General features: G+C 64.5%; 23 protein-coding genes. 17 read left to right on the top strand and 6 right to left on the bottom strand.

Annotated features, from left to right (window positions below):
• The first annotated feature begins 137 nt into the window (after positions 1-137).
• The 6 genes from scpC to LOY51_RS00530 all read left to right on the top strand — a co-directional run bounded on the left by scpC (position 138) and on the right by LOY51_RS00530 (position 5,593).
• A complete protein-coding gene (gene scpC, locus LOY51_RS00555) occupies positions 138-1,631 on the top strand; it encodes a succinyl-CoA:acetate CoA-transferase ScpC (protein WP_110995047.1) in 1,494 nt (497 codons plus the stop codon).
• 439 nt (positions 1,632-2,070) lie between these two features.
• Entirely contained in the window at positions 2,071-2,286 is a 216-nt protein-coding gene (locus tag LOY51_RS00550) for a DUF1127 domain-containing protein (RefSeq protein ID WP_125462103.1), read from the top strand.
• 296 nt (positions 2,287-2,582) lie between these two features.
• Positions 2,583-2,900 carry a DUF2388 domain-containing protein gene (locus tag LOY51_RS00545; protein WP_125462102.1) on the top strand — a complete coding sequence of 106 codons (318 nt, stop codon included), beginning with the start codon at positions 2,583-2,585 and terminating at the stop codon, positions 2,898-2,900.
• An 86-nt stretch (positions 2,901-2,986) separates the two neighbouring features.
• Entirely contained in the window at positions 2,987-3,280 is a 294-nt protein-coding gene (locus tag LOY51_RS00540; protein WP_110995044.1) for a DUF2388 domain-containing protein, read from the top strand.
• A gap of 37 nt (positions 3,281-3,317) precedes the next feature.
• A complete protein-coding gene (locus LOY51_RS00535; RefSeq protein ID WP_125462101.1) occupies positions 3,318-3,638 on the top strand; it encodes a DUF2388 domain-containing protein in 321 nt (106 codons plus the stop codon).
• Positions 3,635-5,593: a DUF7844 domain-containing protein gene (locus LOY51_RS00530; RefSeq protein ID WP_258643930.1), complete on the top strand. Its 1,959-nt coding sequence runs from the start codon at positions 3,635-3,637 to the stop codon at positions 5,591-5,593. Before LOY51_RS00535 ends, LOY51_RS00530 begins: the two co-directional genes overlap by 4 nt.
• A 110-nt stretch (positions 5,594-5,703) precedes the next feature.
• Here LOY51_RS00530 and LOY51_RS00525 read toward each other — a convergent pair whose 3' ends face one another.
• On the bottom strand, positions 5,704-6,105 hold the full coding sequence (locus LOY51_RS00525) for a GFA family protein (protein WP_258646727.1): 402 nt from the start codon (positions 6,103-6,105) through the stop codon (positions 5,704-5,706).
• A 268-nt stretch (positions 6,106-6,373) separates the two neighbouring features.
• Between LOY51_RS00525 and LOY51_RS00520 the strand changes: the two genes are divergently transcribed.
• From LOY51_RS00520 to LOY51_RS00480, 9 genes are all read left to right on the top strand, one after another.
• Positions 6,374-7,681: a CitMHS family transporter gene (locus LOY51_RS00520; protein ID WP_110995041.1), complete on the top strand. Its 1,308-nt coding sequence runs from the start codon at positions 6,374-6,376 to the stop codon at positions 7,679-7,681.
• Between the two features lie 70 nt (positions 7,682-7,751).
• Complete coding sequence (locus tag LOY51_RS00515) at positions 7,752-8,522, top strand: TerC family protein (protein WP_125857035.1); 771 nt, start codon at positions 7,752-7,754, stop codon at positions 8,520-8,522.
• A gap of 304 nt (positions 8,523-8,826) precedes the next feature.
• Positions 8,827-10,485 (top strand): Na/Pi cotransporter family protein, encoded by a 1,659-nt coding sequence (locus LOY51_RS00510; protein WP_258643928.1) that lies wholly within the window; start codon positions 8,827-8,829, stop codon positions 10,483-10,485.
• 30 nt (positions 10,486-10,515) lie between these two features.
• A complete protein-coding gene (locus tag LOY51_RS00505; protein ID WP_258643926.1) occupies positions 10,516-11,919 on the top strand; it encodes a M16 family metallopeptidase in 1,404 nt (467 codons plus the stop codon).
• A gap of 132 nt (positions 11,920-12,051) precedes the next feature.
• Entirely contained in the window at positions 12,052-13,074 is a 1,023-nt protein-coding gene (locus tag LOY51_RS00500; RefSeq protein ID WP_258643924.1) for a DUF5924 family protein, read from the top strand.
• 141 nt (positions 13,075-13,215) lie between these two features.
• Positions 13,216-14,349: an ABC transporter permease gene (locus LOY51_RS00495; protein WP_125857031.1), complete on the top strand. Its 1,134-nt coding sequence runs from the start codon at positions 13,216-13,218 to the stop codon at positions 14,347-14,349.
• Positions 14,346-15,137 (top strand): ABC transporter ATP-binding protein, encoded by a 792-nt coding sequence (locus LOY51_RS00490; RefSeq protein ID WP_125857030.1) that lies wholly within the window; start codon positions 14,346-14,348, stop codon positions 15,135-15,137. Before LOY51_RS00495 ends, LOY51_RS00490 begins: the two co-directional genes overlap by 4 nt.
• Positions 15,138-15,140: 3 nt before the next feature.
• The gene (locus tag LOY51_RS00485) at positions 15,141-16,079 is read left to right on the top strand and encodes an MlaD family protein (protein WP_125462093.1); all 939 of its coding nucleotides are present in this window, start codon (positions 15,141-15,143) and stop codon (positions 16,077-16,079) included.
• A complete protein-coding gene (locus LOY51_RS00480) occupies positions 16,076-16,699 on the top strand; it encodes an ABC-type transport auxiliary lipoprotein family protein (protein ID WP_125462092.1) in 624 nt (207 codons plus the stop codon). Before LOY51_RS00485 ends, LOY51_RS00480 begins: the two co-directional genes overlap by 4 nt.
• On the opposite strand, the gene LOY51_RS00475 is transcribed toward LOY51_RS00480, so the two are convergent.
• The 5 genes from LOY51_RS00475 to LOY51_RS00455 all read right to left on the bottom strand — a co-directional run bounded on the left by LOY51_RS00475 (position 16,681) and on the right by LOY51_RS00455 (position 21,159).
• Positions 16,681-17,910 (bottom strand): spore maturation protein, encoded by a 1,230-nt coding sequence (locus LOY51_RS00475; protein ID WP_258643921.1) that lies wholly within the window; start codon positions 17,908-17,910, stop codon positions 16,681-16,683. The two genes, LOY51_RS00480 and LOY51_RS00475, sit on opposite strands and share 19 nt — an antisense overlap.
• Before the next feature lie 216 nt (positions 17,911-18,126).
• A complete protein-coding gene (gltP, locus tag LOY51_RS00470) occupies positions 18,127-19,461 on the bottom strand; it encodes a glutamate/aspartate:proton symporter GltP (RefSeq protein ID WP_110995031.1) in 1,335 nt (444 codons plus the stop codon).
• A 741-nt stretch (positions 19,462-20,202) separates the two neighbouring features.
• Positions 20,203-20,673, bottom strand: coding sequence for an inhibitor of vertebrate lysozyme family protein (locus LOY51_RS00465; protein WP_125462090.1), 471 nt, complete (start codon positions 20,671-20,673; stop codon positions 20,203-20,205).
• Between the two features lie 3 nt (positions 20,674-20,676).
• Entirely contained in the window at positions 20,677-20,838 is a 162-nt protein-coding gene (locus LOY51_RS00460; RefSeq protein ID WP_003252966.1) for a DUF1328 domain-containing protein, read from the bottom strand.
• A 36-nt stretch (positions 20,839-20,874) separates the two neighbouring features.
• Positions 20,875-21,159 (bottom strand): hypothetical protein, encoded by a 285-nt coding sequence (locus tag LOY51_RS00455; protein ID WP_125462089.1) that lies wholly within the window; start codon positions 21,157-21,159, stop codon positions 20,875-20,877.
• 402 nt (positions 21,160-21,561) lie between these two features.
• Between LOY51_RS00455 and algB the strand changes: the two genes are divergently transcribed.
• Both algB and LOY51_RS00445 read left to right on the top strand, forming a co-directional pair.
• Positions 21,562-22,908 carry a sigma-54-dependent response regulator transcription factor AlgB gene (gene algB / locus LOY51_RS00450; RefSeq protein WP_125462088.1) on the top strand — a complete coding sequence of 449 codons (1,347 nt, stop codon included), beginning with the start codon at positions 21,562-21,564 and terminating at the stop codon, positions 22,906-22,908.
• An 8-nt stretch (positions 22,909-22,916) separates the two neighbouring features.
• On the top strand, positions 22,917-24,683 hold the full coding sequence (locus tag LOY51_RS00445) for a KinB sensor domain-containing domain (protein ID WP_374046885.1): 1,767 nt from the start codon (positions 22,917-22,919) through the stop codon (positions 24,681-24,683).
• Positions 24,684-24,741: the final 58 nt, after the last annotated feature.

Raw genomic sequence — 24,741 nt, 5'->3', positions numbered from 1 at the left:
GGGGGCTTTTTCATTTGCATGATCCAGATCAACGGCTCTATTCCAAGGCTTCGCCTACGACCATGGTCGCGGGACGGCACCGGGCTAAATCTCTAGACTGCGCTTCCAGTAGCTTCAGTAGCCTGAGATAACAATCCATGTACCGTGATCGCATCCGCTTGTCCTCCCTGCACAGCAAGGTAATGAGTGCGGCTGACGCCGCTGGCCTGATCGAGGACGGCATGACCGTCGGCATGAGCGGCTTCACCCGCGCCGGCGAAGCCAAGGCCGTGCCCCACGCACTGGCCGAGCGCGCCAAGCTGTCGCCGCTGAAAATCAGCCTGATGACCGGCGCCAGCCTGGGCAACGACCTCGACAAGCAACTGACCGAAGCCGGCGTACTGGCCCGGCGCATGCCGTTCCAGGTCGACAGCACCCTGCGCAAGGCCATCAACGACGGCCAGGTGATGTTCATCGACCAGCACCTGTCGGAAACCGTCGAGCAACTGCGCAACAAGCAGCTGACCCTGCCGGACATCGCGGTCATCGAAGCAGTGGCGATCACTGAAGAAGGCCATATAGTGCCGACCACCTCCGTCGGCAACTCGGCCAGCTTCGCGATCTTCGCCAAGCAGGTCATCGTCGAGATCAACCTGTCGCACAACGCCAACCTCGAAGGCCTGCACGACATCTATATCCCAACCTACCGCCCGACCCGCACGCCGATCCCGCTGGTGAAAGTCGATGACCGCATCGGCAGCACCGCAATCCCGATCGACCCAGCCAAGATCGTCGGCATCGTCATCAGCGACCAGCCGGACTCGCCGTCCACCGTGCTGCCGCCTGACCACGAGACTCAGGGCATCGCCGACCACCTGATCGCCTTCCTCAAGGGCGAGGTGGACGCCGGCCGCATGACCAACAAGCTCGGCCCGCTGCAAGCCGGCATCGGCAGTATCGCCAACGCCGTGATGTGCGGCCTGATCGAATCGCCGTTCGAAGACCTGACCATGTACTCCGAAGTGCTGCAGGACTCGACCTTCGACCTGATCGACGCCGGTAAGCTGAGCTTCGCCTCGGGCAGCTCGATCACCCTGTCGAGCCGCCGCAATGCCGACGTGTTCGGCAACCTCGAGCGCTACAAGGACAAGCTGGTGCTGCGCCCGCAGGAGATCTCCAACCACCCTGAAGTGGTGCGTCGCTTGGGCATCATCGGCATCAACACGGCGCTGGAGTTCGACATCTACGGCAACGTCAACTCCACCCACGTCTGCGGCACCCGGATGATGAACGGCATTGGCGGTTCCGGCGACTTCGCCCGCAACGCCCACCTGGCGATCTTCGTCACCAAGTCGATCGCCAAGGGCGGCGCGATTTCCAGCGTCGTGCCCATGGTCAGCCACGTCGACCATACCGAGCATGATGTCGACATCCTGGTCACCGAACAGGGCCTGGCCGACCTGCGCGGCCTGGCGCCACGCGAGCGTGCCCGCGCGATCATCGACAACTGTGTGCACCCGGACTATCGCGCTGCGTTGAACGACTACTTCGAACGCGCCTGCCAGCGCGGCGGCCACACCCCGCACATCCTGCGCGAAGCCCTGAGCTGGCACGAGAACCTGGAAGAAAGCGGGCGCATGCTGGCTGGCTGACCCGTCAACGCTACAACCATCGCGGGGCAAGCCCGCTCCCACAGGTACTTGTGGGAGCGGGCTTGCCCCGCGATCGTTTCACCCAAATGAGCTATCTGTGGGAGCGGGTTTACCCGCGAATGCTGCAGTGGCCATACAGACACTTTCGGGTGAACCCGCTCACACAGTCCCCTGCCAAATGCACAGATAAAACTGTACTACTGTACTGGTAATTATCTGCTCTGGCCTCGCCTCATTTCCTGCAAAATCTAGAATTCGCACTAAATCAGTGCAGACCAGTACAGTTACGCCAATTTCAGGTGCAACAGTAGGGTTACACAGTTAACTGAGCCATCGCTTTACTACAGAACTGTATCTACTGTTATGGACAGCAGAGGAGGAAGATGGGCACCAGTTAAATCACTCCCTAATGCCGCCACAAGCGGAAGGATGAAACATCATGGAACGCACCCTCAGTTCCGGTCTGGTTTTCGAAAGCAACGCCCAAGCTTCCCACGCTTCCCTGCCTCTGCGCGCCCTGTCGACCCTGCTGCTGTGGCAACGCCGCATGGCCAGCCGCCGTCAGCTGGCTCGTCTGGACTCCCGCCTGCTGGCCGACGCCGGTATCAGCGAGTCGCAGCGCTACGAAGAGCTGAGCAAGCCGTTCTGGCGCTAAGCCTCGGCCGCCGGCCAACGCCGGCACCGCGAATACACAAGAACCCGTCGCCGGAAACCGCGACGGGTTTTTTGTTTGTCCGCCGCGAGATAGAGCCATCGCAACACAACAGGTACAGTTTCACAAAATTGTATATTGGCAGGTACAGTTACCAATTGTGGTCTTTCGCCGCCCCAGGCGCTTGAACCGAGGCGTGTTACGCTTGTCCTACACGCCTGGCAACACCGTACCGTGACGAGCCAAGCGAGCGTCCGATAACCAGAACCATCCAGACCCTGCGCAGGAGTCCACCCATCATGTCCCGTTATCATCTGTTAGGCGCCGCCGTGCTGCTGTCCCTCGCCGGTGCGGCCAATGCCACCAGCTTCGTGGTGACCACTGACGCGGTAGTCGGTGCCGTTGCCGCAACCACCGATGCCACTTCCGACGTAACCTCGTCCTTCCGCGATGACAAGATCGTGCAGGCAGCCCGTGACGACGCCGCCAGCTTCGTTGGCAGCGAAGGCGCGATCCGCGGCGCCAAGCTGGAAAGCGCCTTGGTGCACATTCGCCAGCAGCAGCCCACGCTGCAAGCCAGCGACGCGCAACTGGCCCGCGCCATCCTCGCGCTCTAGCACAAGCCTTCACACCCGGATTCACTGGCCCCGGCCGGTGCATCCGGGGTAGCCTTCGTTGCCCGAAACCACCGCCTAGAGAGCCCATGCGTTATCTGCCGCCAGTGCTGTTAGCCCTCGCCGGTATGGGAAGCGCCCATGCCATGGATGTCACCACCCAGAGCCTCGTTGCCACCGGCTATGTCACCAGCCAGGTGACCACCGCGCCGTTCGATCGCAAGATCGTCGCCGCCGCCCGTGACGACGCTGCTGCCTTCGTTGCCAGTGATGGCTTGATTCGCGGTGCGCGCCTTCAGGCGGCGCTGGTTTCGCTGCGCCAGGTGCACAGTTGTCACTCTGTCGGCGACCTTGAACTGGCCGAAGCCATCCTCGTCCAATAATTACCTGTTACGCCTTTGTACCTTCTGGAGATGCTCCATGCGTAAATCGCTGATCGCCGCTTCCCTCGGCATGTTGCTGCTGGCCGACATGGCCCAGGCTCACACGCTGGTGGCTACCAGCAATATCATCGTCCGTGCCTCGGCGCGCACGATCGATTTCACCTCCGACACCACCACCTCGATTCGCGATTCGAAAGTCATCCGCGAAGCCCACGACGACGCCGCCAGCTTCGTCGCCAGCAACGGCAACATCCGTGGCGCCCAGCTCGAAGCGGCCTTCGACACCCTGCGCACCCGTGTGCCGGAAGCCCGCGACGCCAGCGACCAGGTGCTGGCCGAAGCCATCCTCGCCCTGTGATGCGCGCGCGTGCCTGGCTGCTCGGCTGCGTCCTGACGCTGCTCGGCACGCCCGCCCTGGCCGACCTGCAGCTGGTGCTGCAGGCAGACGGCCTCGACCAGCCACAGCAGCAGGCCACCCAGCAGCTGCTCGATGAAGCCATGGCCAAGCTGCCACCACGCTTCAAGCAACAGCTGGACCGCCAGGTAACGGTGAGCTGGACCGACCGTATGCCCGAGGATGCCTACGGCCAGGCCACGCCGGTCTCCACCCTCGACCTCAACCGCCGCCTGCTGCCAGGCCTGGTCGATGGCAGTGCCGCCCGCGAAAAGACCAACCGCCCCCACGGCACCGTCCGTGAAGAGCTGCTGGCCACCGTGCTGCATGAGCTCACCCACATCTATGACCGCGCTCGCCTGTGGCACAGCGCCGAGCGCCAGCTCATCAGCCGCTGCAAGCGCCAGCAGGGCGCACTGGGCAAGGTAGGCCTGCCGCAGGACTGCCGAGGCCAGGCCGAGCGCCGCTTCACCCTGAGCGACGATCCACGCCTGCTCGACCTGGCCGGCTGGCCGCAGTACGTTGGCCGCCGCGGCGAGCGCGAACAGCACAACGGCCAGGTGGCGCGCAGCCCCGACAGCTACGAGCTGAGCAGCCCGAAGGAATACATCGCGGTCAACATGGAGTACTTCCTCCTCGACCCCAGCTACGCCTGCCGTCGCCCGGCGCTCAACCAGTACCTGAGCGAGCATTTCGGCTGGGCACCGCCGCAGAACACCTGCGCCAAAGCCCTGCCGTTCCTCAACGCCGGCAATGACTTCGCCCGCCAGCCGCTGGGCGAAATCGACCCCGAGCGAGTCTACGAAGTCGACTACCTGCTGGCCGAAGCCAATCAGAACCTGGTCAGCCGCTGGGGCCACAGCATGCTGCGCCTGGTGATCTGCGCCCCCGGCCGGCCGCGCGGCCCAGCTTGCCGCCTGGACCTCGACCAGAGCCTGGTGTTGTCTTACCGGGCCTTCGTCAACGACGTGCAGTTGTCGAGCTGGGGCGGGCTGGTCGGGGCCTACCCGTCGCGGCTGTTCGTCCTGCCGCTGGGCCAGGTGATCGACGAGTACACCAAGACCGAACTGCGCAGCCTGGCCTCGGTGCCGCTCAAGCTCAGCCGCAGCGAGATCGAGAACCTGGTGCGCCAGGCTGCCGAAATGCACTGGAGCTACGACGGCAACTACTTCTTCCTGTCCAACAACTGCGCGGTCGAGAATTTGAAGCTGCTGCGCAGCGGCACCGCCAACCCGCGCCTGAACGACCTCGACAACATCATGCCCAACGGCCTGCTGGAAGTGCTCAAAGGGCGCGGCCTGGCCGACACCAGTGTGCTCGACGACCCACGTGAGGCGCTGCGCCTGGGCTATCGCTTCGACTCCTATCGCGACCGCTACCAGGCCATGTTCGAGGTGTTGAAGAAGCAGTTGCCGATCAAGCAGAGCGCCGTGGAAGACTGGCTGGCCCTGGATGCCGAGCAGCGCCGCCCGTGGTTCGAGCGCGCCGACCTGCGCACCAGTGCGGCGCTGCTGCTGCTCGAACAGGCCAGCCTGCGCCGGCAGTTGCTGCTGGCCCAGGATGAGGTCAAGCAGCGTTACCTCAATGGCCGGGCGATAAAGGATGGCAGCTTCGACAAGGCCGATCAGGCCCTGCAGGCGATTCTCGCCAACAGTGGCTACCTCAGCCGCCCGGCGGAACTGCTGGGGGCGGGCGGCTACGGCCTGCCACAGCCCGAGGAGCGCCAGCACCTGGAGCAGGAGAGCAAGGCACGCCAGGCGCAACTGCTGCGCCTGAGCAACGACCTGGACCAGCAGGTGAGGGCGCTGCTGGGGCCGCAGCGGGCCAGGGAGATCAAGGCGGTGGAAGCCAACATCAAGCAGGTGGGCGAACACCTGCGCGCACTGCACAAGGCGGCTGGCGGGTTGCAGTTGCCCTAGCGCATGGCAGGTCAGCTCCTATCGCCGGCAAGCCGGCTCCCACAGGTGATCGCACAACCCTGTGGGAGCCGGCTTGCCGGCGATAGGGCCAGAAGAGGCAGCACAATGCCCTATAGGCTTTCCTCGTCCTCCTCCGGCAACCCCTGACCCACCTGCAACCACGGCAGCCGGCTCCCCACCCAGATATGCCGCTGGGCCGGCACCCGCTCAGGATGATCCAGCGTCGCCACCGTCACATCGATCGTCTGCGGGCTGCGCTCGGTCACCAGCGCCACATGGGCCCCACAACCACCACAGAAATAGCGGCTGCACCCCGCCGGCGCCACATACCGCTGCGGCGAGCCCGCCAACCACTCGAAATCCTCAGCGGCCAGCGTGACCCAGGTCACCAGCGTGCCGCCACTGACCCGCCGACAGATCGAGCAATGACAGTGGGCGACATCAACCAGATCGCCCCGCAACCGGTAACGCAGGGCGCCGCAATGGCACCCCCCTTGCTCGACACGCGCCATCGTCATGACCTCCCGTCGCCTTGCACTGGTCGAAAGCTGGCTGAAAGCTTGCGCACATAGGATAGCGCCACTACCGGCAGCAGACCGGTCAGCCAGGGCACCCGGAAACTTCCGTGCCCGGCCCAATCAACAACAACAATGGTGATTCTGATGTTTTCCTGTGCCCGCCTTCCCGCAGTCCCTCTTCGCCTACTCCCCGCGCAGCGCCTGACGCGCTGATCCGCCCGAATCGTCCTTCCTTTCGCCGCGCCACGCCTGGAGTACCGCCATGCTGACCTTCCTCGGCTTTGCCATGGTCATCACCTTCATGTACCTGATCATGACCAAGCGCCTGTCGGCCTTGATCGCGCTGATCCTGGTACCGATCCTGTTCGCCCTGTTCGGCGGCTTCTACAGCGACATCGGCCCGATGATGCTGCAAGGCATCAGCAAGCTTGCGCCCACCGGCGTGATGCTGATGTTCGCCATCCTGTACTTCGCCCTGATGATCGATTCCGGCCTGTTCGACCCGGCCGTGCGCAAGATCCTCAAGCTGGTCAAGGGCGACCCGCTGAAAGTCTCGGTCGGCACCGCCGTGCTGGCTCTGGTCGTCTCCCTCGACGGTGACGGCGCCACCACCTACATGATCTGCTGCGCCGCCATGCTGCCGCTGTACAGCCGCCTGGGGATGAGCCCGCGGATCATGGCCGGCCTGATCATCCTGGCCGGCGGGGTGATGAACATGACTCCCTGGGGCGGCCCGACTGCCCGCGCCGCCAGCGCCCTGCATGTGGATCCCTCGGACATCTTCGTGCCGATGATCCCGGCCATGGCCTTCGGTGTGCTGGCGATCCTCGCCATCGCCTACTGGTATGGCCTGCGTGAACGTGCCCGCCTGGGTGAACTGCACCTGCCGACCGATGACATCGACCACAGCGAAATCAGCGTGTCGCAGTTCCCCGAAGCGCGCCGGCCCAAGCTGATCTGGTTCAACGGCGCCCTGACCGCCGCCCTGATGGTCGCGCTGATCGCAGGCGTACTGCCGCTGCCGGTGTTGTTCATGATCGCCTTCAGTATCGCCATGATCGTCAACTACCCCTGCCTGCAGCAGCAGAAGGACCGCATCGGCGCCCACGCCTCCAGCGTGCTGGCCGTGAGCGGGCTGATCTTCGCCGCCGGCATCTTCACCGGCATCCTGTCGGGCACCGGCATGGTCGACGCCATGTCCAAGAGCCTGCTGGCGGTGATCCCGGAAGCGTTCGGCCCGTACATGGCGGTGATCACCGCCCTGGTCAGCATGCCGTTCACCTTCTTCATGTCCAACGACGCCTTCTACTACGGCGTGCTGCCGGTGCTGTCGGAGTTCGCCAGCCACTACGGCGTCACCCCGGTGGAAATGGCCCGCGCATCGATCGTCGGCCAGCCGGTACACCTGCTCAGCCCGCTGGTACCCTCCACCTATCTGCTGGTGGCCCTGGCCGGCATCGAGTTCGGCGATCACCAGCGCTTCACCCTCAAGTGGGCAGTGCTGGTGTGCCTGTGCATAATGTTCGGCGCGCTGGCCCTGGGGACATTCCCGCTGTTCAGCAGTCTGTAATACACACGCTTCATCCAACCGCAAAGCGCCCACCCCGGGCGCTTTGCCATTACCGCTCGAAGGAATACACATGGAATGGCTGACCAGCCCGGAAATCTGGGTTGCCTTTTTCACCCTCACGGCCCTTGAGATCGTGCTGGGGATCGACAACATCATCATGATCTCGATCCTGGTCAGCCGCATGCCCAAGCACATGCAGCCGCGCACGCGGATCTTCGGCCTGGCCCTGGCCATGGTCACGCGGATCCTGCTGCTGCTGTCGATCACCTGGGTCATGCGCCTGACCGACGACCTGTTCCATGTGCTCGGCCAAGGCATCTCCGGGCGCGACCTGATCCTGTTCTTCGGTGGCCTGTTCCTGCTGTGGAAAAGCTCGCAAGAGATCTACCACGGCCTGGAAGGCGAGGACGAAAGCCCGGACCAGCCCAAAGGCGCGGGCGGCAAGTTCTTCTACACCATCATCCAGATCGCCATCATCGACATCGTGTTCTCGCTGGACTCGGTGATCACTGCCGTGGGCATGGTTTCCCACGTGCCGGTGATGATCGCCGCGATCATCGTCGCAGTACTGGTGATGATGCTCTGCGCCGGTACCATCAGCGACTTCATCGACAAGCACCCATCGCTGAAGATGCTTGCGCTTTCGTTCCTGATCGTCGTCGGTACCGTGCTGATCGCCGAATCTTTCGACGTGCATGTGCCGAAGGGCTATGTCTACTTCGCCATGGCCTTCTCGCTGGCGGTGGAAGCGATCAACATCCGCATGCGCACCGCGGCGGCGCGCAAGAAGGGTGAAGAGCCTGACGCTGTGAAACTGCGCAAGGACATTCCGGGTCAGTAATCCCGGCGAGTGCAGTACAGAAAGGGCCCTTCGGGGCCCTTTTTGCGTTCCTGTGGGAGCGGGTTTACCCGCGAAACAGGCACCGCTATGCATGGCACCGGCTTTGCCGGTGTTCGCGGGTAAACCCGCTCCCACAGGATCGTGCCATGTTTCAAATAGTTTTCCGTCATGCCAAGCTGGCACCCACCGCGCAAAACAACTAAAGCTTCAGTGAGCACTGGAAAAACCAGCCCACCCCCGGGCCAGGCTCACCGCCGCACCATTGGCCCCGCCCAGGGGCATAGAAGAACAAGGGGGCCCGACCATGCTGACCCTGCTCAACCTGCTCTCCGCCGTGGCCCTGCTGGTGTGGGGCACGCACATCGTCCGTACCGGCATCCTGCGCGTCTATGGTTCGAACCTGCGCCGGGTGCTCAGCCAGAACATGAACAAGCGCCCGCTGGCGTTCATCGCCGGCATCGTGGTCACCGCCATGGTGCAAAGCAGCAACGCCACCGCCATGCTGGTCACCTCGTTCGTCGGCCAGGGCCTGATGGCCATGACCCCGGCCCTGGCAATCATGCTCGGCGCCGACGTCGGCACCGCGCTGATGGCGCGGGTGCTGACCTTCGACCTGTCCTGGCTGTCGCCGCTGCTGATCTTCCTCGGGGTGATCTTCTTCCTTTCGCGCAAACAGACCCGCGCCGGCCAACTGGGCCGCGTCGGCATCGGCCTGGGGCTGATCATCCTGGCGCTGCAACTGATCGTGCACGCCGCCAACCCGATCACCCACGCCCAGGGCGTGAAGGTGCTGTTCGCCTCGCTGACCGGCGACATCCTGCTCGACGCGCTGATCGGCGCGCTGTTCGCCATGATTTCCTACTCCAGCCTGGCCGCCGTGCTGCTCACCGCCACCCTGGCCGGCGCCGAGGTGATCAGCCTGCCAGTGGCCATCGGCCTGGTGATCGGCGCCAACATCGGCAGCGGCCTGCTGGCCTTCCTCACCACCAGCCTGCAGAACTCGGCAGGGCGCCGGGTGGCATTGGGCAGCCTGCTGTACAAGCTGTTCGGCCTGGTGCTGATCATCCCGGTGCTGCACCCGCTGGTGGACTGGATGGACAGCCTGAGCTTCAGCCCGCAGGAGCTGGTGATCGGCTTCCACCTGCTCTACAACACCCTGCGCTGCCTGCTGATGCTGCCCACGGTCAAGCCCATGGGCCGTCTGTGCAACTTCCTGCTGCCCGAACGGGGCAACGGCAACGGCCATACCCAGGCACGCCATCTCGACCCCACGGCACTCACTACGCCGAGCCTGGCGCTGGCCAATGCGGTGCGCGAAACCCTGCGCCTGGGCGACCTGGTCGACAGCCTGCTCGACGCCATGCTTGGCGCCCTGCGCGGCACCCAGACCGCCATGCCGCAGCAGGTACGCACCCTCGCCGAAGACGCCGAGGCGCTGTACAACGCCATCAAGCTGTACCTGGCACAGATGCCCCGCGAAGACCTGAGCGAGCAGGACAACCGGCGCTGGGCCGAGATCATCGAGCTGGCAATCAACCTCAAGCTGGCCACCGACCTGATCGAGCGCATGCTGCGCAAGGTCCAGCAGCAAAAAACCTCCCAGCGCCGCGAGTTCTCGCAAACCGGCCTGGAGGAGCTGACCGGCCTGCAGGAGCAACTGCTGGCCAACCTGCGCCTGGGCCTGTCGGTGTTCCTCAGCGCCGACCCGCAAAGCGCGCACCAGCTGCTGCGCGAAAAACGCCGCTTCCGCGCCCAGGAGCGGCGCCTGGCGCATGCCCATGTCAGCCGCCTGCAACGTAAAGTGGTGCAGAGTATCGAAACCAGTTCGCTACACTTGGAACTCATTGCCGACATGAAACGGTTGAACTCTTTGTTCTGCAGCAGTGCCTATGTGGTACTGGGCGGCACCGACACCGGCGGGCTGATGCTCGACAGCGTGCCGGACGAAGCCCGCCAGCCTTGAGCCTTTGCCCCCGGAGACCGTAGCTCGCCCATGCGTTGTCTGATGTTCATTTGCCTGCTGATCGCCAGCCTGCCTACCTTCGCCCTCGATCGCTCGCGGGTCGAGGGCTACCTGTTGCCCAACGGCCTGCAGGTGATCCTCAAGTCCGGCTACGAGCGCGACCATGTGTCGATCCGCCTGGTGGTGGGCGTGGGCCTGGACGACTTCGATTGCAACCAGCGCGAGCTGCCGCACCTGCTCGAACACCTGCTGTTCAGCGGCATCGACGACACCGGCGAGGGCGGCCTGGAAGAACGCCTGCAAGAGCTGGGCGGGGAATGGAACGCCTTCACCAGCAGCGCCGACACCACCTTCGTCATCGAGGCCCCGGCACGCAACCAGCGCAAAGTGCTCGACCTGCTGCTGGCGCTGCTGCGCGACACCCATATCGATGCCAAGGCGCTGGCCACGGCCAAGCGCATCATAGAGCGCGAGGACGGCGGCCATTACGGGCACCTGCAGCGCTGGCTCGACCGCCAGGAAGTCGGCCACCCGGCCAGCGATCAACTGGCGACCGAACTGGGCCTCAAGTGCAAGGAGCGCTCCGACCTCGACGACATGACCCTGGAGCAGGTGCAGCACCTGCGCGAGCACTGGTACGCCGCCAACAACATGAGCCTGATCGTCGTCGGCGGCCTCGACCGCCTGCTGCCGGCCTATCTGGAACGTACCTTCGGCGCCTTGCCGGCGACCGAACCCGAGGAGCGCCGCAGCCTCGAGACCATCAGCCAGCAGGCCGAGCAACGCCGCGACCTGACCCGTGGCTGGCTGGGCGACAACGTCAAGCTGCACTGGTTGTTCATCGAACCCACGCTGGACACGGACAACGACCAGACCCTCGAACTGCTCTCGCGCTACCTGGACTGGGCGCTGTACGACCAGCTGCGCTTGCGCCACGGCCTGTCCTACGGCCCCTCGGCGCAACGCGAGAGCTTCGGCGACACCGGCCTCTTGAGCCTCAATGCCGACCTTGAGCGCCAGGACCTCGATGCGGCGGTGAAGGTGCTCGAGCAACTATTCGAGCACCTGCGCAAGCACGGCCTGGACCCGGACACCTTCGCCCGCATCAAGGACGCGGCGATTGCCCGCGAGAGCTGGAGCACCCAGGGCAACACGGCGTTGGCCGACTATTACTGGGGTGCGCTGAACGCGTACGAGAACGGCCGCTTCAGCGACCCGGTGCGGGCAATGCGCCAGGTCAGCCTCAAGCAGGCCAACGAGGCCCTGCGCGAAATGCTCAAGGAGCCGGGGTACCTGCGCATCGAGAAACCGTTGCTGGGGTATGACGAACTATATGGGTTGGTGGCGCTGTTGCTCGGGCTGATCCTTGCGGCCGGGCTGGTTCGCTGGCGGCGCGTAATGGCGAATCGCCCCAGCGGCGCTACACGAAAGTAGGGGTTCGGCGGTATCCTGTGCCGGCCTCTTCGCGGGTAAACCCGCTCCCACAGGGTTATCGGTGAACCTTGTGGGAGCGGGTTTACCCGCGAAGAGGCCCGAGCAGCCTCCCAATCATTCTGTTGTAGCCCCATGCCCCCAATACCCAACTTCGTCCTGCGCGTGATCGAACTGCTCAAGCGCTACCCCGGCATCATCGCGCTCTACGGTTTCCTGTCGGGTATCGGCAGTTTCATCCTGGTCGACCGCCAGGCCGGCCTGGCCAGCTGGATCGCCATCGTCATGCTGATCAGCTGGGTCTGGCTGATGCTGGAGAACACCCTCACCGAGCTGTTCGCGCGCACCTTCAAGCGTGAGATCCCCCAGCCGCTGCTGCGCTTCGCAACGCAGATGATCCACCAGGAAAGCCTGTTCTTCGTCCTGCCGTTCTTCTTCATCACCACCACCTGGAACAGCGGCCAGCTGATCTTCACCGGCCTGCTCGGCGCCGCGGGGCTGATTTCCATCGTCGACCCGCTGTACCACAAGTGGCTGGCCCCCAGGCGCTGGCTGTTCCTGGCACTGCACACCCTGACGCTGTTTGCCGCGCTGCTCACGGCACTGCCGATCATCCTGCACCTGACCACCGCGCAGAGCTTCAAGCTGGCGCTGGTCGCCGCCATGGTGCTGTCGTTCCCAAGCCTGGCCAGCAGCTTCCCGATCAGCAACTGGCGCCGGGGCGTGGCACTGGTGCTGGTGACCCTGGCAGTGGGCGGCGGCGGCTGGCTGATGCGTTCCTGGGTGCCGCCAGCGACCCTGTGGATGACCGACGTGGCGATCAGCACCGAAGTGCTCAACCGCCAGCCGGGCGCGTCGCTGGAGGAAGTACCCGCCAGCCGCATCCGCAATGGCGGTCTGTACGCCTACACCGCGATCAATGCCCCGCGCGGCCTCAACGAGCGCATTTACCACGTGTGGCAGCTGGACGGCAAAGAGGTGGACCGCATCGCCCTGGACATTCACGGCGGGCGCAAGGAAGGCTACCGGGCCTGGACCCACAAGCAGAACTTCCCGCCCAACCCGGTGGGCAAGTGGCAGGTGCGGGTGCTGACCGAGGATGGCCAGGTGATCGGGGTGCTGCGGTTCAAAGTACTGGATGACGCAGCGAAAAGTTGATCGGCTCTGGCCCTATCGCTGGCAAGCCAGCTCCCACAATGATCACTCACTGGAACCTTGTGGGAACTGGCTTGCCAGCGATAAGGCCGCAACGCGGCCCCACTGCGCTATGATCTGACTCGCCATCCGCCAGTCAGATGCATGGAGCCTATGACCGCCCCGAGCGCAACTCTGGACAACAACCAGCAGCCCACTCGCCTGCGTATCGTCGGCGACTGGACCCTGGCCCACTACGCCAGCCTCAAGCGCGACTGCGAGCAGCTGCGCAGCCAGTACGGCGCCGACACCCAGGTCGACCTCAGCCAGCTGGGCCGCCTGGACACCGCCGGCGCCTCACTGCTGGCCGAACTGCTCGGCTCCGAACGCCTGGCGCACTGTACCGACCAACTCCCCGACGCCAGCCGCGCCCTGCTCAAGAACGTCTACTGCTCGGTGCAGGACTACTGCATCCCGGTCAAACAACCCGAGCGCCCGGTGCTGCTCCTGCTGCTGGCGCGCATCGGCTGCGCCGTCGACACCCTGTGGCAAGACACCAAACAAGTGCTGGGCTTTATCGGCCTGATCCTCGAAACCCTGCTGCGCCGCCTGCTGCAGCCCCACCGCTGGCGCGTCACCCCGGTGGTCGCCCACCTCGAACAGACCGGCCTGGACGCCGCCCCCATCGTTGCCCTGCTGACCTTCCTGGTCGGCGCCGTGGTGGCCTTCCTCGGCGCCACGGTGCTGGCCAACTTCGGCGCGACGATCTTCACCGTCGACCTGGTGGCGTTCTCTTTCCTGCGCGAATTCGCCGTGCTGCTGACCGCCATCCTCATGGCCGGGCGGACCGCCAGCGCGTTCACCGCGCAGATCGGCTCGATGAAAGCCAACGAAGAGATCGACGCCATCCGCACCCTGGGCCTGAACCCCATCGAGCTGCTGGTGGTGCCGCGGGTGCTGGCGCTGCTGATCGCGCTGCCGTTGCTGACCTTCGTCGCGATGATCTGCGGCATCGTCGGTGGCGCGGTGGTCTGCGCACTGTCGCTGGGCATCTCGCCGGCCATGTTCCTCTCGCTGCTGCAAAGCGACATCGGCGTGCAGCACTTTTTGGTGGGCCTGGCCAAGGCGCCGTTCTTCGCCTTCCTGATCGCCACCATCGGCTGCCTGGAAGGCTTCAAGGTCAGCGGCAGCGCCGAATCGGTGGGCGCCCACACGACCTCGGCGGTGGTGCAGTCGATCTTCGTGGTCATCGTGCTGGATGCGGTGGCCGCGCTGTTCTTCATGGAGATGGGCTGGTGAACGGCCGGGAAGCGGTGATCGAAGCCCGGGGCCTCTGCAACCGCTTCGGCAGCCAGAGCGTGCACGAAAACCTCGACCTGGACCTGTACCGCGGCGAAATCCTCGCCGTGGTGGGGGGCTCGGGCAGCGGCAAGTCGGTGCTGTTGCGCAGCATCATCGGTTTGCGCCGGCCCAACGAGGGCATCGTCAAGGTGTTCGGCCAGAACCTGGCCACCCTCGACGAAGGCCAACGCTCGCAGGTGGAGCGGCGCTTTGGCGTGCTGTTCCAGAAGGGCGCGCTGTTCTCGTCGCTGACCGTCACCGAGAATGTCGCGCTGCCGCTGATCGAGCACGCCGGGCTGTCGCGCGCCGACGCCGAGCACCTGGCCGGGGTCAAGCTGGCCCTGGCCGGGCTGCCGATCAGCGCTGCCGACAAGTACCCGGCCTCGCTGTCCGGCGGCATGATCAAGCGCGCGGCCCTGGCCCGCGCCCTGGCGCTGGACCCGGACATCCTGTTCCTCGACGAGCCCACTGCCGGCCTCGACCCGATCGGCGCCGCCGCCTTCGACCAACTGATCCTCACCCTGCGCGACGCCCTGGGGCTGTCGGTGTTCCTGATCACCCACGACCTGGACACCCTCTACACCATTACCGACCGGGTGGCGGTGCTGTCGCAGAAGAAGGTGCTGGTGGCCGGCCCCCTCAGTGAAGTCGAACAGACCGACGACACCTGGATTCACGAATACTTTCACGGCCCGCGCGGCCGGGCGGCCGAAGACGCCGCCCTGCGCGCCCGCCAGGAGCCTTGAACGATGGAAACCCGAGCGCATCATGTCCTGATCGGTCTGGTCACCGTGCTGGTGGTGGCTGGCGCCATGCTGTTTGGCCTGTGGCTGACCAAGTCCAGCGTCGACGACGCCTTCAAGGACTATCAAGTCGTGTTCAACGAGGCTGTCTCCGGCCTGTCCCGCGGCAGCCCAGTGCAGTACAACGGCATCAAGGTCGGGGACGTCAGCACCCTGCGCCTGGACCCGAAAGACCCGCGCCGGGTACTGGCGCGCATTCGCCTGTCCGCCGACACGCCGGTGAAGGAAGACACCAAGGCCAAGCTGACCCTGGCCGGGGTCACCGGCAACTCGTTCATCCAGCTCACCGGCGGCACGCCAGAGAGCCCGGCGCTCAAGGGCCAGGACGGCAAACTGCCAGTGATCGTCGCCTCGCCATCGCCGATTTCGCAACTGCTCAACGACAGCAGCGACCTGGTGACCAACATCAACCTGCTGCTGCATAACGCCAACCAGATGTTCTCGGAAACCAACATCGAGCACCTGAGCAACACCCTGGCCAACCTCGACCAGACTACCGGCGCCTTCGCCAACCAGAAAGACGGCATCGGTGCGGCCATATCCCAGCTGGGCGAGGTCGGCAAGCAGGCCAGCGCCACCCTGGCCGAAACCCAGGCGCTGATGCGCAACGCCAACGGCCTGCTCGGCACCCAGGGCAAGCAGGCCATCGGCAGCGCCGAGCAGGCCATGCAGTCGCTGGCGCAAAGCAGCGCGACCATCAACAGCCTGCTGCAGGACAACCGCCAGTCCCTCGACGATGGCGCCCAGGGCCTGAACCAGATCGCCCCGGCCATCCGCGAGCTGCGCGACACCCTCAATGCGCTCAAGGGCATCTCCCGGCGCCTGGAGGCCGACCCCAGCGGCTATCTGCTCGGTCGCGACAACAACAAGGAGTTCCAGCCATGAGCCTGTCGCCGCGCCTGCTCACCCTGGCCGCCACGCTGAGCTTGGTTTCGGCCTGCTCGATCCTGCCGCAGACCGAACCTGTGGATATCTACCGCTTGCCCGTACAGCAGGCGGCTGGCAACGCCACACCGGCGAGCTGGTCGCTGCGCCTGAACAAACCCTTGGCCAGCGAAGCCCTGGCCGGGCCGCGCATCGCGGTGATCCCCCAGGGTGACGTGATCAGCAGCTACAAGGGCGCGCGCTGGAGCGACCCCGTGCCCATGCTGGTGCGCAACCGCCTGCTCGATGGCTTCCAGCGCGACGGCCGGGTGCAGCGCCTGAGCGCCGACGACGCCAACCTGCAGGCCGACTACGAGCTGGGCGGCGAGCTGCAGGCGTTCCAGAGTGAATACCGGGCCAAGGACCAGGTGGAGGTGGTGATCCGCTACGACGCGCGGCTGGTGCAGGGGCGCAGCCAGCGCATCCTCGCCAGCAAGCGCTTCGAGGTGCGCCAGCCACTCGCCAGCACGCAGGTGCCCTCAGCGGTCGCCGGCTTCGGCGCGGCCAGCGACCAGCTGGCGCGCCAGGTGATCGACTGGACCGTGAGCCAGGCTGCTCAGGCTCAGGCGAAGAACCAGTAGCAGACGAAGATCGCCGCGACCACGCCGGACAGCTCGGCCAGCAGGGCGCAACCCACGGCATGGCGCACCCGCTGGATGCCCACCGCGCCGAAGTACACCGCCAGCACGTAGAAGGTGGTTTCGGTGCTGCCCTGGATGGTCGCCGCCACCAGCGCCGGGAAGCTGTCGACGCCGTGGGTCTGCATGGTCTCGATCAGCATGGCCCGCGCCGCGCTGCCCGAGAACGGCTTGACCAGCGCGGTGGGCAGGCCCTCGACGAAGCGGCTGTCCAGGCCCATCCAGTTCACCGCATGGCGGATACCGTCCAAAGCCAGCTCCAGGGCGCCGGAAGCACGCAGCACGCCGACTGCCACCAGCATCGCCACCAGGTACGGCAGCAGGCTCTTGGCCACGTCGAAACCTTCCTTGGCGCCTTCGACGAACACCTCGTACACCTTCACCCGCTTCAAGGCGCCGATCAGCAAAAACAGGATGATCACGCCGAACAGCGTCAGGTTGCCGAGGATCGACGACAGGCTGGCCAGCGCGGCCGCCGAGAGGGTGCCGAGAAACGCCATGAAACCGCCCAGCAGCAGTGCACCGGGAATCAGGTAGGCCAGCACCACCGGGTCCCACAGGCGCAGGCGCTGCATCACCGCTACCGACAGCAGCCCGACCATTGTCGAGCAGCTGGTGGCCAGCAGGATCGGCAGGAATACCAGGGTCGGGTCGGTCGCGCCCTGCTGGGCGCGGTACATGAAGATGGTCACCGGCAGCAGGGTCAGCGACGAGGCGTTGAGCACCAGGAACAGGATCTGCGCGTTGCTCGCCGTGGTGCTGCTGGGGTTGAGCTCCTGCAGCGCGCGCATGGCCTTGAGGCCGATGGGGGTGGCGGCGTTGTCCAGGCCCAGGCCATTGGCGGCGAAGTTCATGGTGATCAGGCCCAGGGCAGGGTGGCCGGGCGGCACTTCCGGCATCAGCCGGGCGAACAGCGGGCCGAGTACCTTGGCCAGCCATTCGACGATGCCGGCCTGCTCGGCGATCTTGAGAAAGCCCAGCCACAGCGTCAGGGTGCCGAACAGCAGGACCATGACCTCGACCGACAGCTTGGCCATGGCGAAGATGCTCTCGACCATCGCGGCGAAGATGCCGGCGTTGCCGCCGACCAGCCATTGGGCCAGGGCGGAAATGGCCGCCACCAGGAAAAAGCCGAGCCAGAGGCCGTTGAGCATCTGTGATCCCCCGTGAAAAATGCCCGAATGATAGCGCAAACCCTGCGCCCTCTGTTGCGGCGCTTCGCCGGCAAGCCGGCTCCCACAGGGCTTTGCGATCCCTTGTGGGAGCCGGCTTGCCGGCGATGAGGCCGCAGCAGGCAACCTATCTGCCAGCCAGAAGCCAGAAAACAAAAAGCCCCGACAAGTCGGGGCTTTTGGGTTCAGCGCGAAGGCTTACTGGTTGACGGTCTTGCCGGCCACCACTGCCTCGGTCTTGCCTTTGTCCAGCACCAGCGACTTGTAGTACGCCTCGCCTTTTTCGGCGTCGTACATACCCTGCCATTTGGCGATGACCACGGCGGCCAGGGCGTTACCCACCACGTTCAGCGCGGTACGGGCCATGTCCATGATGCGGTCGACACCGGCGATGAAGGCCAGGCCTTCCAGCGGGATACCGACGCTGCCCAGGGTGGCCAGCAGCACCACGAAGGACACGCCCGGTACACCGGCGATACCTTTGGAAGTGACCATCAGGGTCAGCACCAGCAGCAGCTGCTGGCTCCAGGACAGGTCGATGCCGTACAGCTGGGCGATGAAGATCGCCGCGATGCTCTGGTACAGGGTCGAGCCGTCGAGGTTGAACGAGTAGCCGGTCGGCACCACGAACGAGCAGATCGACTTCGGCGCGCCGTACTTTTCCATCTTCTCGATCACGCGCGGCAGCACGGTCTCGGAGCTGGAAGTGGAGTAGGCGAGGATCAGCTCGTCTTTCATGATGCGCATGATCTTGATGATCGAGAAGCCGAACACGCGCGCCACCAGGCCAAGCACCATGAAGGCGAAGAAGGCGATGGCGAAGTACACCAGCAGCACCAGCTTGGCCAGCGGCAGCAAGGAGGCGAAGCCGAAGTTGGCGACAGTGGCGGCAATCAGGGCGAACACGCCGATCGGGGCGTAGTTCATGATCATGTGGGTGACCTTGAACATGGTCTCCGACACGCCCTGGAAGGTGCGCACCAGCGGCTCGCGCAGCTCGGCGTTGAGGCTCGACAAGCCCATGCCGAACATGACCGAGAAGAAGATGATCGGCAGCATTTCGCCACGCATCAGCGCTGCGAAGATGTTCGATGGGATCAGGTTGAGCAGGGTTTCGATGAACGCGTGCTCATGCTGCACCTCGGCCGCGGTGGCCTGGTACTTGGAGATGTCGACGGTGCCCAGGGTGCTCATGTCGATGCCGGCGCCCGGGTGGAACACGTTGGCCAGCACCAGGCCGACGACGATGGCGATGGTGGTCACCACCTCGAAGTAGAGGATGGTCTTGAGGCCAATGCTGCCCAGTTTCTTCGCGTCGCCAACTCCGGCGATACCCACGATCAGCGACGAAATCACGATCGGGACAACGATCATCTTGATCAGGCGAATGAAGATGTCGCCGGCCGGCTGGAGGACGTTGCTGATCCACCATGCCTTTTCTGCACTGAAATGATTCAGTAGCGCGCCGACTGCAACGCCCAGCAACAGACCGATGACGATCTGCCAGGCGAGGCTCAGTTTTGCCTTCTTCATGTCATTACCCTTTGTTGTAGTGGTCAAGGACGCCAACCGCAAAGCCGCGTACCAGAGCCGTTTAAAGCGTGATGGCAACACGACCTTGGCGTGCGGTGGCCCCATGAAAGGACACCGCGAGCACATCTTTCGAGTGCTTGGGCCAGGGAAAAAGGCGGCAACTATTGCGACGGGAAGGGGGGCAGTCTAATGCCGGAAACGAGTACCCCATGCCGAATCGGCATGAGACCAGAACATGAAATCGAGCATCGCCAAGCCCTTGATTTTCAACGTTCGGATTTCCGAACAAGACCAAAGCGCCATAATTCGGCAGATTTGACGGCGTGCGTACGGGGGTTTGAATGGCGTGTTCGACAATCCGAATGGCTGAAATGCCACTGAACCTGAGCTGTCAGTCAGGCTAAAAAATTTCGATGTACGGTCAAGACAAAATGTGTCTTTGGAGAAAAGACGTACATATAAGGAATGAGTCCTACATAAAGGCACCTCGGAAGCCAGATCGGTCTCTGATCTCTGTAGGCCATGACCGATCTGAAACTTCCGATGCCACCTTCGCCTGACCCGGCCCTTGCGGAGGTACTCCCTGTACCCCTAGGCCACTCCGATCCTGCATCAATCAGAACAGCCCGGCCCCCTGGTCATGCGCTGCCCCTCCTCGGGGCGGCGCATCATAGAAGCCAGAAAGATAGAAAGGTTCAGCTTCTATTTCGTGACAGTGCGTACCCGCAGGCCTCAAATGGCTCAGTACCAATTCGGGTCGCGCTTGAGCTGCTCCTGCAGCAAGGCCTTCATGCCGTCGTCAGGCTTGCCCAGCCAGCGATAGTCCGCATGGCGGGTGGGCGACTTGTCCGAGGGCAGGCCTTCGGGTACTTCCACGAGCATCCCGTAGGCATTGTCCTTGTCCCAGCTGAACGCCACGATCAGGCGCTTGTAGGTGCAGGTGCTGTCGGCCTCGCACAAGGGGCCGACCAGATACTGCTCGCCGTCCTCGGTGACCGCCGACATCTGCAGCGGGGCGCTGCCGGTGAGGTTGATCACCCATTCGGGCAAACGTTCCTCGCCCTTGATCGTGTGCTGCCAGGTTTCCTGGTATTCGGGGTCCGAGCCTAACAACTGGTTGGCCCGCACCTGGCCGTCATTGGCCGCCAGCGCCAGGCTGCTGGCGCCCGCAAGCAGGGCGCCAGCCAAGGCGTGGCAAAGCATCCGCCTCATGGTTCAACCCCTGCCTCGTCCGAAGAAGAAAGAAGCCACGAACAGCACCAGGAAGACGATGAACAGGATCTTCGCGATGCCGGTCGCCGCGCCAGCGATACCACCGAAGCCCAGGACCGCGGCAACAATGGCGATGATCAGGAAGGTGATAGCCCAGCTCAGCATGATGTTTCTCCTTACGTGTGCAAAAACTTTGGTGGTCTAGAACACCCAGCGTTGCTCGGGCTGGACGTTCTCGACCCGTGCAGGGGTGGTGTCACCCACCGGCAACGGCGCCACCGCCGCCACCTGGGTGCTCACACGGCTCGCCTTGAGCTGCGTCAGCACCAGGGTCTGCGCCGCCACCTGGTCGGCCAGGCGGGCGGTCTGCCAGCTGTAGTAGAACTGGCCGGCTGCCAGGGTGATCAGCAAGGCCGCGCCGAGGAACAGCAACTGGCGCAGGGGCAGTACGGCGTACTGCGTGCGGTTGGTGGATGGGTGATTCATGCCGGCTCCTCCTGCTGTACTTGTTCTTGAAACCTGAACAGGTAATTGCAGCTCGCGTGCCAGTCTTTTTCAGTTATGAAAACTCAATAAAATCATATAGTTATGAAATTCTAGAAAATCGAGCGGGGCGTATCCTGCACGATGACCGGCAAACGCGTCGGGCGATTTGCACGATTGACCCTCGCACCTGGACCGCCTTTTGGGGTAGGCGACACCCACCAGCACCCCGCACAACCGCCATGATGGCCACTTACTTACATCAAACTCCAAATTTATCAGTCACTTAGCCACCATCAAGGCAACCGGCTAGCATGCAGGGCGTCGGATCAATCAGAATCGACCATGCAACTTGCCCGATTTTTCCGACACTAATTGAGATCTATCCCAAAGGAGCGCAGGAAAATGGAATCAGCCCAGGACAACCAAGGCCGCATTCTGCTGGTGGACGATGAGTCCGCCATCCTGCGTACCTTCCGCTACTGCCTCGAGGACGAGGGCTATAGCGTGGCCACCGCCAACAGTGCCGCCCAGGCCGAGGCCCTGCTGCAGCGCCAGGTGTTCGACCTGTGCTTCCTCGATTTGCGCCTGGGCGAGGACAACGGCCTCGATGTACTGGCGCAGATGCGCGTCCAGGCCCCCTGGATGCGCGTGGTGATCGTCACTGCCCATTCGGCGATCGATACCGCTGTGGACGCGATCCAGGCCGGCGCCGCCGACTACCTGGTCAAACCCTGCAGCCCTGACCAGCTGCGCCTGGCTACCGCCAAGCAACTGGAAGTGCGCCAGCTGTCGGCGCGCCTGGAGGCGCTGGAAGGCGAGCTGCGCAAACCCAAGGACGGCCTCGACTCCCACAGCCCGGCCATGATGGCCGTACTGGAAACCGCCCGGCAGGTGGCGACCACCGACGCCAACATCCTCATCCTCGGCGAGTCGGGCACCGGCAAGGGCGAGCTGGCCCGCGCCATCCATGGCTGGAGCAAGCGCGCGCGCAAGGCCTGCGTGACCATCAACTGCCCATCGCTGAATGCCGAGCTGATGGAGAGCGAGCTGTTCGGTCACACCCGGGGCGCCTTCACCGGCGCCAGCGAAAGCACCCTGGGGCGGGTCAGCCAGGCTGACGGCGGCACCTTGTTCCTCGACGAGATCGGCGATTTTCCCCTCACGTTGCAGCCGAAACTGTTGCGTTTCATCCAGGACAAGGAATACGAACGGGTCGGCGACCCGGTCACCCGCCGTGCCGATGTGCGCATCCTGGCGGCGACTAACCTCAACCTGGACGAGATGGTCCGCGAGAACCGTTTCCGTGAAGACCTGCTCTATCGCCTGAACGTGATCACCTTGCACCTGCCACCGCTGCGTGAGCGCAGCGACGACATCCTGACCCTGGCCGAGCGCTTCCTCGCCCGCTTCGTCAAAGAATATTCACGCCCAGCCCGTGGTTTCAGCGACGAAGCCCGCACCGCACTGCTCAACTATCGCTGGCCAGGCAACATCCGTGAGTTGCGCAACGTGGTCGAGCGCGCCAGCATCATCTGCCCGCAGGAGCGCGTGGAAATCAGCCACCTGGGCATGGGCGAGCAGCCCACCGGCAACGCGCCCAGGGTCGGCGCCGCACTGAGCCTGGACGAACTGGAGCGCGCCCATATCGCGGCAGTGCTGGCGGCCAGCGACACCCTCGACCAGGCCGCCAAGACCCTGGGCATCGATGCCTCCACGCTGTACCGCAAGCGCAAGCAGTTCAACCTGTGAAAACGCCAATGAAGCTGCGCACGCGGCTGTTCCTGAGCATTTCGGCGCTGGTCACGGTGGCCCTGCTGGGGCTGCTGCTGGGGCTGGTCAGTGTGCTGCAGATGGCGACCATGCAGCAGCGCCTGGTGCAGGACACCTCCCACACCCTGGAACTGGGGCTGAAGCTACGGCAGAACCTGGGCGAGCAACTGACCCTGATGCTCGACGAGGACACCACCGCGCAAAGCCTGGCCAGCTTGCAGAGCGAGTTCCAGGCCCTGCTCACCCAAGGGCTGGAGCAGGGCGGCGAACGGACCGGCTTCAGCAAGGCCGCCAGCCATTACCAGGCCTTCCTCCAGGCCTACCGGGAAAGCCCGGCCCCCTGGCGCAGCCTGGGGGCCGAGCAACCCCTGGGGGCGGCCTTCAGCCAGTTGCGCAACGACCTGCTCGACTCACACGAGCAGGCGTTGCAGCACATCACCCGCAGTGAAGAAACGTCCCGCGACCGTGCCTTGCTGATCAGCGGCCTGCTTGGCCTGATGGGCCTGGCCGTGCTGGTGCTGGGCTTCATCACCGCGCACAACATTGCTCGGCGCTTCGGCCAGCCCATCGAGGCGCTGGCCGAAGCGGCCGACCAGCTGGGACAGGGCAACTTCGACGTGACCCTGCCCGTCACCCAGGCCACCGAGCTGAACCAGCTGACCCGGCGCTTCGGGCTGATGGCCGATGCCCTGCGCAAGCATCAGGCGACCAACGTCGATGAGTTGCTCGCGGGCCAGCAACGCCTGCAAGCGGTGCTCGACAGCATCGACGACGGCCTGCTGATCATCGACCGCCAGGGCCGCCTGGAGCACTTCAACCCGGTGGCCCAGCGCCAGTTGGGCTGGGGCCACGACCGCCTGGGCGCGAGCCTGGCCGAAGCGCTGCAACGCCCGGAGCTGGAGCAGCAACTGCGCCAGGTGCTACGCGGCGGCAGCCTGGATCGCCCACCCGACGACCTGAGCCTGGAGGTGGACGAAGAAAGCCGCCTGCTGACCTACAGCCTGACCCCGGTCAGCCACCCACAAGGGCCGATCCTCGGCGCGGTGATGGTGCTGCACGATGTCACCGAACAGCGCGCCTTCGAGCGGGTACGCAGCGAGTTCGTGTTGCGCGCCTCCCACGAACTGCGAACCCCGGTCACCGGCATGCACATGGCCTTCGGCCTGCTGCGCGAGCGGGTCAGCTTCCCGGCCGAAGCCCGTGAGCATGACCTGCTGGAAACCATCGGCGAGGAGATGCAGCGCCTCACTCAACTGATCAACGACCTGCTCAACTTTTCCCGCTACCAGAGCGGCCTGCAGAAGCTGGAACTCGCGCCCTGCGCACTCGACGACCTGTTCGAACGGGCCCAGGCCCGCTTTGCCGAGCAGGCTGCGGCAAAACAGATCGAGCTGATTCGAGAACTGGAGCCGCCGCTGCCGCGGATCCAGGCCGATATCGCCCAGCTCGACCGGGTGCTGGACAACCTGCTGCACAACGCCATCCGCCATACCGCCAGCGGCGGGCATATCCGCCTGCATGCACGGCGGCACGCGGAACGGGTGATCGTCAGCGTCGAGGACAACGGCGAAGGTATCGCCTATGGCCAGCAGGGGCGGATCTTCGAGCCGTTCGTGCAGGTCGGACGCAAGAAAGGCGGAGCAGGCCTGGGCTTGGCGCTGTGCAAGGAAATCGTGCAGTTGCATGGCGGGCGCATGGGGGTGTTCTCACGTCCGGGGCAGGGGACACAGTTCTACATGGCGTTGCCGGTGTGAGTGCACTGCCAGCCTGGACGCTCGGGCTTGGCTCACCGCCTTCATCGCCGGCAAGCCG

The sequence above is a fragment of the Pseudomonas sichuanensis genome, assembly GCF_024749065.1.
GTDB classification, from domain to species: Bacteria; Pseudomonadota; Gammaproteobacteria; order Pseudomonadales; family Pseudomonadaceae; genus Aquipseudomonas; species Aquipseudomonas sichuanensis.
This window is presented reverse-complemented; position numbering and strand designations above follow the sequence as displayed.

Bases quoted from the DNA above. Each gene is read 5' to 3' on its own strand.
- LOY51_RS00525 (WP_258646727.1), bottom strand. From the start codon at position 6,105: ATGGCGCGTGTCGAGCAAGGGGGGTGCCATTGCGGCGCCCTGCGTTAC.
- LOY51_RS00495 (WP_125857031.1), top strand. From the start codon at position 13,216: ATGGAGCCTATGACCGCCCCGAGCGCAACTCTGGACAACAACCAGCAG.
- LOY51_RS00510 (WP_258643928.1), top strand. From the start codon at position 8,827: ATGCTGACCCTGCTCAACCTGCTCTCCGCCGTGGCCCTGCTGGTGTGG.
- LOY51_RS00480 (WP_125462092.1), top strand. From the start codon at position 16,076: ATGAGCCTGTCGCCGCGCCTGCTCACCCTGGCCGCCACGCTGAGCTTG.
- LOY51_RS00540 (WP_110995044.1), top strand. From the start codon at position 2,987: ATGCGTTATCTGCCGCCAGTGCTGTTAGCCCTCGCCGGTATGGGAAGC.
- scpC (WP_110995047.1), top strand. From the start codon at position 138: ATGTACCGTGATCGCATCCGCTTGTCCTCCCTGCACAGCAAGGTAATG.
- LOY51_RS00505 (WP_258643926.1), top strand. From the start codon at position 10,516: ATGCGTTGTCTGATGTTCATTTGCCTGCTGATCGCCAGCCTGCCTACC.
- LOY51_RS00465 (WP_125462090.1), bottom strand. From the start codon at position 20,673: ATGAGGCGGATGCTTTGCCACGCCTTGGCTGGCGCCCTGCTTGCGGGC.
- LOY51_RS00475 (WP_258643921.1), bottom strand. From the start codon at position 17,910: ATGCTCAACGGCCTCTGGCTCGGCTTTTTCCTGGTGGCGGCCATTTCC.
- LOY51_RS00460 (WP_003252966.1), bottom strand. From the start codon at position 20,838: ATGCTGAGCTGGGCTATCACCTTCCTGATCATCGCCATTGTTGCCGCG.
- gltP (WP_110995031.1), bottom strand. From the start codon at position 19,461: ATGAAGAAGGCAAAACTGAGCCTCGCCTGGCAGATCGTCATCGGTCTG.
- LOY51_RS00445 (WP_374046885.1), top strand. From the start codon at position 22,917: ATGAAGCTGCGCACGCGGCTGTTCCTGAGCATTTCGGCGCTGGTCACG.
- LOY51_RS00545 (WP_125462102.1), top strand. From the start codon at position 2,583: ATGTCCCGTTATCATCTGTTAGGCGCCGCCGTGCTGCTGTCCCTCGCC.
- LOY51_RS00485 (WP_125462093.1), top strand. From the start codon at position 15,141: ATGGAAACCCGAGCGCATCATGTCCTGATCGGTCTGGTCACCGTGCTG.
- LOY51_RS00550 (WP_125462103.1), top strand. From the start codon at position 2,071: ATGGAACGCACCCTCAGTTCCGGTCTGGTTTTCGAAAGCAACGCCCAA.
- LOY51_RS00455 (WP_125462089.1), bottom strand. From the start codon at position 21,159: ATGAATCACCCATCCACCAACCGCACGCAGTACGCCGTACTGCCCCTG.
- LOY51_RS00515 (WP_125857035.1), top strand. From the start codon at position 7,752: ATGGAATGGCTGACCAGCCCGGAAATCTGGGTTGCCTTTTTCACCCTC.
- algB (WP_125462088.1), top strand. From the start codon at position 21,562: ATGGAATCAGCCCAGGACAACCAAGGCCGCATTCTGCTGGTGGACGAT.
- LOY51_RS00535 (WP_125462101.1), top strand. From the start codon at position 3,318: ATGCGTAAATCGCTGATCGCCGCTTCCCTCGGCATGTTGCTGCTGGCC.
- LOY51_RS00500 (WP_258643924.1), top strand. From the start codon at position 12,052: ATGCCCCCAATACCCAACTTCGTCCTGCGCGTGATCGAACTGCTCAAG.
- LOY51_RS00520 (WP_110995041.1), top strand. From the start codon at position 6,374: ATGCTGACCTTCCTCGGCTTTGCCATGGTCATCACCTTCATGTACCTG.